We start from the raw sequence: 8,870 nt of genomic DNA, 5'->3' as shown, positions 1-8,870 counted from the left end.
GTTTACCAAGGAGTTTTCCGTTTCGACTGCGCCGGAAGTGGGGCGAATTATAGACTTCCAGAATCTGCCGTCAACACCTAATTCAGTTTTTCTATCAGAAATCGAAAAACAGCACTCGATACGGCCTATATATAGAAGCACTTACAAAGGATGCGCAGTATATTGCTCAACACCTATTAGTTAAGCATGATATGCCACAGTACACTCTCTCGCCTCTCACTTCGGACGACGCCACGCAATGAATGACCAACCCCGCAGCCTTGCATCGACTCTGTTCCCGGTTGGCCTGCTATTAATAGCCATGGCGTCGATCCAGTCTGGAGCCTCCCTGGCAAAAAGCATGTTCCCGATAGTGGGTGCGCAAGGGACGACGACCCTGCGACTGATGTTCGCCAGCGTGATCATGTTACTGCTGTTGCGTCCCTGGAAAGCCAAGCTCACCACCAAGTCGTTGCGCACCGTCGTCGTCTACGGCATGGCGCTGGGCGGCATGAACTTCCTCTTCTATATGTCACTAAGAAGCGTCCCGCTCGGAATTGCCGTCGCTCTGGAGTTCACGGGCCCGTTGGCAGTGGCAATCTATGCCTCACGCAAGGCGATCGACTTTCTGTGGATCGGTCTGGCCATCGTCGGTCTGTTGCTGCTTATACCTACAGACGCAACAAACGCGAGCATTGACCTGACAGGTGCCGGTTATGCGCTCGGCGCCGGAGTATGTTGGGCACTGTACATTTTGTTTGGTCAGAAGGCCGGCGCAGACAACGGCGTCCAGACAGCCGCGCTAGGCGTGATGATTGCTGCACTCTTCGTTGCACCTATTGGCATCGTCCACGCCGGAGCAGCGTTGCTCACACCATCGCTGATTCCCATCGCGATCGGCGTTGCCATTCTGTCCACTGCCCTTCCGTACACCCTTGAGATGATCGCTCTCACCCGGATGCCAGCACGCACCTTCGGCACACTGATGAGCATTGAGCCCGCGTTCGGCGCATTATCCGGGCTGCTGTTTTTGCACGAATACTTGTCCCTGGCACAGTGGATGGCCATCATTTGCATCATTCTGGCATCGGTAGGCGCGACCATGACGATGCGCAGTGAGTCCAAGCCACTGGTGGCAGTAGATTGATACACGTTTTTACGAAGGTCTGGTATTTGCCGCTCAATTGAGCCATGTTTAGCCGCAACTCAGTGTCAGACATGGATTTTTTCGGATAGGGATATCACTAGCGATAAAAACGAAACGCATGCTGCCAGACTCGGGCACCAGACCCGAGACCGCAATAAGGACGGGAATGAAACGATTTTTGGTATTGCTTGTTGTACTGGCCGTCGCCGGTTGCGCTGCGACCTCCAAGACAGAGGTCAAGCGCGGAAAAAAAGGCCTGCACATCAACTGCTCAGGCCTCTCGTCATCCTGGGACAAGTGCTACACGAGTGCAGCCGACTCATGTGGCCCAAATGGCTACAAGGTGCTTGCCAAATCCGGAGACGCGGTGGAAGACCCGGGTGACTATCCGTTTGGCATCAACCCCGCCGGCTATACCAGCCGGAGCATGATCGTTATCTGCAAATAGCCTGACGCTACCTTAGTCAGCGCCTTGACTGGCAATCTGGCGTCCGATTTCTTCATGGCTGGATTGCAATACGCTGCGCTGGATATCCGGATTCACCAGCATTCGCGCAACCACCAACGCACCAACGCATTGAGACAGAATGGCCCAAGCCAGGCTGTCGCTCTCCAGGATGCGCGCCCAACTCTCCTGCAGCCGACAAATCCACTGCTCAGCTTGCTGACGTACCGCAATGTCGGAGCGAGCGATCTCGGCACCGAGTGCCGGCAGAGCACACCCGGATTCGGGATGCTCGACGTGCGCCATACTCAGGTAATGCTTGAGACAACGCTCCAATCTGGTTCGACTCAGCTCGCCATTACCGCTCAATCGCTCAAGGCTCTGACACAGCTCACGCTCGACGATCGAACTGAAGAGTTCATCTTTCGAGGAAAAGTGGCTGTAAAACGCACCGCCACTGAGCCCGATGGCTTTCATCAAGCCGTCGACACCCACCGTGGAAAAGCCCTCTTTCTTGGCTGACACTGAACTGCTTTCAAGCAGTTTCTGCCTGGTTTCCAGCTTGTGACTGGCTGAGTAACGCATCGCTTCCCCCGAGAATCCATCGCCTTGACGTATGCAGGATTGTAGCATAACGTTCGTTTAGCTAACGACCGTTTACCAAAGAGCGATAACTATGACCTCAGCTATCAATAACAAGAAAGTCGTACTGGTTGTCGGTGCTGGCGATGCCACCGGCGGAGCTATTGCCAAGCGTTTCGCACAAGAAGGATTTGTTGCCTGCGTCACTCGTCGCAGCGCAGACAAATTGCAGCCATTGGTCGATGCCATTCAGACCAGTGGTGGTGAAGCTCATGGCTTTGCGTGTGATGCGCGCAAGGAAGAGGATGTAATCGCGCTGGTTGAACAGATCGAAAGCCAGATAGGTCCGATCGAAACCTTCGTCTTCAACATCGGCGCCAATGTGCCTTGCAGCATTCTTGAAGAAACCGCACGCAAGTATTTCAAGATCTGGGAAATGGCCTGTTTCTCTGGATTTCTCAACGCTCGTGAAGTGGCCAAGCGCATGGCCACCCGACAACGCGGCACTATCCTGTTCACCGGGGCTACCGCCGGTATGCGCGGGGCGGCTGGTTTTGCGGCGTTCGCCGGCGCCAAGCATGGTATTCGCGCCCTGGCCCAAAGCATGGCGCGAGAGCTGGGCCCGATGAACATCCATGTCGCCCATATCGTGGTCGATGGCGCGATCGATACCGACTTCATTCGCGACAGCTTCCCGGAAAAGTATGCTCTCAAGGACCAGGACGGGATTCTCAACCCAGAACACATCGCCGAGAACTACTGGTATCTGCACAGCCAGCCACGCGACGCCTGGACCTTCGAGCTGGATCTGCGACCCTGGAGCGAACGCTGGTAAGCCCTCCCCCTATAACAATAATCAGAGCGCATCGAACATGAGCAAACGCGTAGAGTTCTTCTTCGACCTCGGCAGCCCTGCCACTTACCTGGCCTATACCCAGCTGCCGAATATCTGTGAGCAAAGCGGGAGCCAACTGATCTACCAACCAATGTTGCTGGGTGGCGTATTCAAAGCCACCGGCAACGCCTCACCTGCGGAGATCCCGGCCAAGGGTCATTACATGTTTGTGGACCTGGATCGTTACGCCAAGCGCTACGGCGTGCCATTCCAGCTCAATCCGTACTTTCCGATCAACACCCTGCTGTTGATGCGCGCCGTTACCGGCATCCAGTTGCGGCACCCTGAACGCTTCCTCGATTTTATCGACTGCCTGTTCCGCGCGCTCTGGGTTGATGGCCGCAACCTCAACGACCCGGCGATCGTCGCCGCGGTGCTGGCCGAACACGGCTTCGATCCCGACGAAGTGCTGGCCTTGACCGCCGATGAGGAAGTCAAAGCCGCACTCAAGGACAAAACCGAGCAAGCGATCCAACGCGGTGTGTTCGGTGCGCCAAGCATGTTTGTCGACAACGAATTGTTCTTCGGCCAGGATCGCCTGGACTTTGTCCTCGAGGCCTTGGGCTAGATCTCGGTAACCAGTCGGCCCTGCGCCTCACCCGAGGCTTGCAGGTCATAGGCTGCCTCGGCGGTTTGCAGCGTGAACCGCCGGGGATCGAGCAAAGGCTTCAACAACCCGGCTTCAATCAACTTCGCGGCCTCGCCAAGAATCTGCCCGTGCCGCTCGCGACCTCTGCCGGTCAGCAAAGGCAGCAACGTGAAGACTCCGGAGTAACTCGCCGCCCGGAACGACAATGGCGCCAGACTGTGTTGCCCCCAGCCGAGACAGCTCAACACGTGCCCCTGATAAGTGCGCACAGCCCTGAACGACGCATCCAGAGTCTCGCCTCCGACCGTGTCATAAACGATATCGAAACCCTCCCCCGCCGTATGTTGCTCTACATACTGTTCAACCGACTGCTGGCGGTAGTCGATAAAGGTTGCACCGAAGCTTTCGATAATTGCCTGCTGCCTGGCCGACCCCGTGGCAAATACCTCGGCACCGAATGCCCGAGCCAACTGCACCGCCATATGCCCGACGCCACCAGCGCCACCGTGAATCAATACCTTGTGGTCAGTCTGAACCCGGGCGCGATCCAGCAAGCCTTCCCACGCGGTAATCAGCACCAACGGCAACGCCGCTGTTTCAGCCATGCTCAAATTCACCGGTTTGCGCGCCAGCAGCCGCGCATCAACGGCGGCGAACTGCGCCAATGAACCCTGCTGACCACCAATTCCGGTCGCCATGCCATACACCTGATCGCCGACCTGCCAATCGCTGACCCCGGCGCCGAGCGCTTCGACAATCCCTGCCAGATCCATACCCAGTACCGCCGGCAATGGCTGACGCGCGTGAGCCGCCTGCCCGGCGCGAATTTTCCCATCCAATGGATTCACCCCACTGGCGATGATTCTGACCAACACCTGCCCGGCTTCAGGCACAGGCCTTGGGATAGAGGCCAAACGAAACGGTGCATTGGCCGAATCGACGATCAGGGCGAGCATTTCAAGTGAGTCAGTCATTTCGCAATCTCATGTCAGTGGAGAGTTGCGTTGATCATCCGCCCGCCAACTCATGCCGATAAGACGCTATATAGCTATAGTGACCATGCCCATTTGGCATCAATGAGAAAACCCTTGGACAAACTCAATGCAATGGCGGTTTTCGTAAGAGTAGTCGAGCGCGGCAGCTTCTCCGCCGTTGCTCGGGAACTTCAGACTAGCCAACCGACCATCAGTAAAATCCTCCGGGCACTGGAAACAGAACTCGGCGGCAAGTTGATTGCTCGCAGCACCCGCCAGCTTTCACTGACCGACGAAGGTCAGCGTTACTACAACGAATGCCGACAGATTCTTGCGGCGGTCGACGCGGCCGAACACAGCTTCCAGTCCGGACGGGAAGCTGTCGCCGGGCCTTTGCGGGTTGGCTCCTCCGTCAGCTTCGGGCGCTTGCAGATTGCCGCACGGCTGCCGGACTTCCTTGAGCGCTATCCACATGTAGACATCGATTTACAGCTCAGCGATCAGAATCAGGACCTGGTCAGCGAAGGCCTGGACGTCACGTTACGCATCGGCGAGTTGAGCGATAGCGGCTTGATAGCCCGACAGATTGGCACCACCCATCGAGTGACGGTCGCCAGTCCCGGCTACCTGGCTCGCCATGGCCAACCGCAAACACCGGAAGAGCTGAGCCAGCATAACTGCCTGCTGTTCAACCTGCTGAGCAGCCAGAATCAGTGGATCTACGAAAAAAACGCTCAGCGCCACAGCGTGCGGATCAAAGGCAATGCCCAGAGCAACAGTTCGGAGGCCATACGCGAGATGGTGTTGGGCGGGCTAGGGATTGCGCTGTCGCCGGTGTGGTTGTTCAGCGAGGATTTGAAGGCCGGTCGGGTGACCGCGATCTTGCAGGATTACCGCGCACAAGCGCTGCCGATCCATGCGGTGTCCCCGGCCAATCGTCGCCAGTCAGCCAGGGTCAAGGCATTCGTCGACTACATGAGCGAAGCACTCGCCCACGCCCCGGAGCTTACGCCGCCGTCCGAAGACTGACGGCGCAACACCGTCTCAGATCGCCGCGGTTCGGGTGTTCAGCCACGCCAGTGCAGAACCATCGAGCAACGGACTCAAACGTTCACGCACCTGCGCATGATAAGCGTTGAACCACTCGCGCTCATCCTGGGTGAGCAATGAAGGCTCCAGGCAACGGGTGTCGATCGGGCACAGGGTCAGGGTCTCGAACTTGAGGAACTCGCCAAACTCGCCGCTGCCCGCTTCGCGGTTCAACACCAGGTTCTCGATCCGCACGCCCCAGCGCCCCGGACGATAAGTACCTGGCTCGATCGAGGTGATCATCCCCGGCTGCATCGCAGTTTGCGGCGCAGGTGCGGCTTGGTAGGCGATGACTTGCGGGCCTTCGTGAACGTTCAGGAAGTAACCGACGCCATGCCCGGTGCCGTGGCCATAGTCGACGCTTTCAGCCCAGATCGGCGCTCGCGCGATGGAGTCGAGCAATGGCGAGAGAATGCCCCGCGGGAACTGCGCACGGGACAAGGCAATCACGCCCTTGAGCACGCGCGTGCAGTCGCGTTTCTGCTCGGCGGTCGGCGTGCCCACCGGCACCATCCGCGTAATATCAGTGGTGCCGCCCAGGTACTGACCGCCGGAATCGATCAGCAACAGGCCATCACCTTCGATCACCGCGTGCTCTTCTTCGGTGGCGTGGTAGTGCGGCATCGCACCGTTGGCGTTGAATGCGGCAATGGTGTTGAAGCTCAGCGACACATACCCCGGACGACGGGTACGGGCAGCGGTCAGGTGTTCGTCGATGGTCAATTCGGTGACGCGTTCACGACCGAGAGCGCTGTCCAGCCAGGTGAAAAACTCGCACAGCGCCGCACCGTCCTGCTCCATGGCCTGACGGATGTGTTCGGCATCGGCGAGACTTTTCTGCGACTTGGCCAACGTAGTCGGGTTCAGGCCTTCAATCAGCTTTACGCCACTGCCGAGGTTATCCAGCAGACCGACTGTCACCCGTGCCGGATCGACTTGCAGGCTGGCGCCATTTGGCACGGCAGCCAGCGCCGAGGCCACTTCGCTGTAGTCGCGCAGAGTGACGCCATCCTGTTCGAGGATCGCGCGCAATGGCGCATCGACCTTGCTCAGCGCGACAAACAAGGTTGCCTGTTGCTGGCCGATCAGGGCGAAGGACACGAACACTGGGTTGAACGACACGTCGCCGCCGCGCAGGTTGAACAACCAGGCGATGTCATCAAGGGTGGCGATGAAGTGCCAATCGGCCCCGCGCGCTTTCAGGCTTTCACGTAGCTTGGCGAGTTTCTCCCCACGGCTGACAGTGGCCTGCGGCGGCAAGTGCTGATAGATCGGTTGATTCGGCAGGTTCGGGCGATCGCTCCAGACTTCGTTCAACAGATCGATATCAGTGCGCAGCCGTGCGCCACGCTCCTCGAGCTTGCTGCTCAGTGAACGCGCCGACGCCACGGCCATGACCGCGCCGTCGACCGCAACCACACCACCTTCCGGAGTTTGTTCGGCCAGCCAGTCCAGCGGGCCGGGTTGGCCAGGCTGAAGTTTTACCAACTCGATGCCGCTGCCCTTGAGCTCCTTGGTCGCCTGTTCCCAGTAGCGACTGTCGGCCCAAACGCCAGCGAAGTCCTGGGTGACGATCAGCGTGCCGACCGAGCCATGAAAACCCGACAACCACTGACGCCCCTGCCAGTAACCCGGCAGGTATTCCGACAAATGCGGGTCGGCTGACGGCACCAGCAGGGCGTGGATACCTTCCCGGCTCATCAGCTCGCGGGTGTGCGCCAGGCGCTGGGGAACCGTTCCATGGGTCAAAGGCTGCGTACTCATCATGTCTCCTGCTAACCACTTTAATTTTGTTATAGGGCGCTGACTTTTGGTCTGCGCATCAGGATTGGGCGGTAGCCCAGAACGCCGGTGCACTGGCGGTTGCTGCTTTAATCAGTTGTGCGGCCTGATCGATGTCCTGCTCGGTGGTGAAACGCCCGAGACTCAAGCGAATGGTCCGCCCCGCCATCCGCGCATCATGCCCCAAGGCTAGCAGCACATGGGACGGCGCATTACTCGCGGAGTTGCAGGCCGACGTCGCCGAAAAGGCGATCGAAGCACTCAAGGCCTGGGAGTTGAACTCGCCTTCACTGAAGGTCAGGCTCAGGGTATGAGGAATGCGCTGGGTCGGGCTGCCGTTCAAGCGTAGACCGGTAATGCCGTTGAGTTGCTCAAGCAAGCGCTCGCGCAAGCGGGCGATAGTGGTCGCCTCTTCTGCAAAGTGTTCCGCTGCCAGCGCAAAGGCTGCGCCCATGGCTGCGATCTGATGCGTGGCCAGAGTCCCGGAGCGTAAACCGCCTTCGTGCCCGCCGCCATGGATCTGCGCCTGCAAGCGTTGCTGGGCACGCGGGCCGACGTAGAGCGCGCCGATCCCCTTGGGACCGTAAATCTTGTGCGCGGAAAACGACATCAAATCCACCGGCCATTGGGCCAGATCAATCGCTACCTTGCCCGCGCCCTGCGCGGCGTCAACGTGAAACAACGCGCCGTGCTCACGCACCCGCTGACCGATGGCCGGGATGTCGTTGACGGTACCGAGCTCGTTGTTGACCAGCATCAGCGACACCAGAAAAGTGTCTTCGCGCAGTGCCTCGCTGACCGCTTGCGCAGTGATCAGACCGTCGGCGTCCGGCAGCAGATACGTGACGGCGACCCCGGCATCCTGCAATTGCCTGGCGGTGTCGAGGATCGCCTTGTGCTCGATCTGGCTGGTGATGATGTGGCCGCCGGACTGACCGCGGGCCTGGGCCACGCCTTTGAGCGCGAGGTTGTTGGACTCGGTGGCGCCGGATGTCCAGACGATCTGCTGCGCTTGCGCGCCCACCAGATCGGCGACTTGCTGGCGTGCCTGCTCGACTGAACGCCTGGCTTGCTGGCCGAAGGCGTGGGAGCTGGAAGCCGGATTGCCGAAGTTACCGCTGAACCCCAGACAGTCGACCATGACCTGAATGACCCGCTCATCCACCGGCGTGGTGGCGGCGTAATCAAAATACAAAGGACGCTTATTCATAAAAAAGACTCGCAGAGCTTGTTCCGGGATCAGGTGCATTCGCTGAAAACGCCACATTGGAGGTGGTGTAAAAACTGCGGGGAATCAGCAATACCTGATCGGATGCCGTTAAAGAAGTACGACTTCATTTCAAAGTGCGTAGGAACGCTCCTGAAGTCGAGCTTAACAGGCATCGGAC

Annotated in this window: 9 protein-coding genes; 5 read left to right on the top strand and 4 right to left on the bottom strand. The window is 58.7% G+C overall.

Features of this window, described 5'->3' with window-relative positions:
- Window positions 1–238 precede the first annotated feature (238 nt).
- Together rhtA and AC1RKH_RS20825 are read left to right on the top strand one after the other, a co-directional pair.
- Entirely contained in the window at window positions 239–1,126 is an 888-nt protein-coding gene (gene rhtA / locus AC1RKH_RS20830; protein WP_493063182.1) for a threonine/homoserine exporter RhtA, read from the top strand.
- Window positions 1,127–1,292: 166 nt separating this feature from the next.
- A complete protein-coding gene (locus tag AC1RKH_RS20825; RefSeq protein WP_493063183.1) occupies window positions 1,293–1,574 on the top strand; it encodes a hypothetical protein in 282 nt (93 codons plus the stop codon).
- Between the two features lie 12 nt (window positions 1,575–1,586).
- Here the strand turns inward: AC1RKH_RS20825 and AC1RKH_RS20820 are convergent, their stop codons facing one another.
- Window positions 1,587–2,156 carry a TetR/AcrR family transcriptional regulator gene (locus AC1RKH_RS20820; RefSeq protein WP_493063184.1) on the bottom strand — a complete coding sequence of 190 codons (570 nt, stop codon included), beginning with the start codon at window positions 2,154–2,156 and terminating at the stop codon, window positions 1,587–1,589.
- 91 nt (window positions 2,157–2,247) lie between these two features.
- On the opposite strand from AC1RKH_RS20820, the gene AC1RKH_RS20815 reads away from it, so the two are divergent.
- Window positions 2,248–2,988: an SDR family oxidoreductase gene (locus tag AC1RKH_RS20815; protein WP_493063185.1), complete on the top strand. Its 741-nt coding sequence runs from the start codon at window positions 2,248–2,250 to the stop codon at window positions 2,986–2,988.
- Between the two features lie 37 nt (window positions 2,989–3,025).
- Window positions 3,026–3,616 carry a 2-hydroxychromene-2-carboxylate isomerase gene (locus AC1RKH_RS20810; RefSeq protein ID WP_493063186.1) on the top strand — a complete coding sequence of 197 codons (591 nt, stop codon included), beginning with the start codon at window positions 3,026–3,028 and terminating at the stop codon, window positions 3,614–3,616.
- Here AC1RKH_RS20810 and AC1RKH_RS20805 read toward each other — a convergent pair.
- Window positions 3,613–4,611 (bottom strand): zinc-dependent alcohol dehydrogenase family protein, encoded by a 999-nt coding sequence (locus AC1RKH_RS20805; RefSeq protein WP_493063187.1) that lies wholly within the window; start codon window positions 4,609–4,611, stop codon window positions 3,613–3,615. The two genes, AC1RKH_RS20810 and AC1RKH_RS20805, sit on opposite strands and share 4 nt — an antisense overlap.
- A 102-nt stretch (window positions 4,612–4,713) precedes the next feature.
- Here AC1RKH_RS20805 and AC1RKH_RS20800 point away from each other — a divergent pair, with 102 nt between their 5' ends.
- Entirely contained in the window at window positions 4,714–5,640 is a 927-nt protein-coding gene (locus AC1RKH_RS20800; protein WP_493063188.1) for a LysR family transcriptional regulator, read from the top strand.
- A gap of 15 nt (window positions 5,641–5,655) precedes the next feature.
- Here the strand turns inward: AC1RKH_RS20800 and AC1RKH_RS20795 are convergent, their stop codons facing one another.
- Both AC1RKH_RS20795 and AC1RKH_RS20790 read right to left on the bottom strand, forming a co-directional pair.
- Window positions 5,656–7,464, bottom strand: coding sequence for an aminopeptidase P family protein (locus AC1RKH_RS20795; protein ID WP_493063189.1), 1,809 nt, complete (start codon window positions 7,462–7,464; stop codon window positions 5,656–5,658).
- Window positions 7,465–7,522: 58 nt separating this feature from the next.
- A complete protein-coding gene (locus AC1RKH_RS20790) occupies window positions 7,523–8,692 on the bottom strand; it encodes an aminotransferase class V-fold PLP-dependent enzyme (protein ID WP_493063190.1) in 1,170 nt (389 codons plus the stop codon).
- Between the last annotated feature and the right edge of the window lie 178 nt (window positions 8,693–8,870).

The organism is Pseudomonas sp. GW822-FHT06B12 (assembly GCF_058799675.1).
This window is presented reverse-complemented; position numbering and strand designations above follow the sequence as displayed.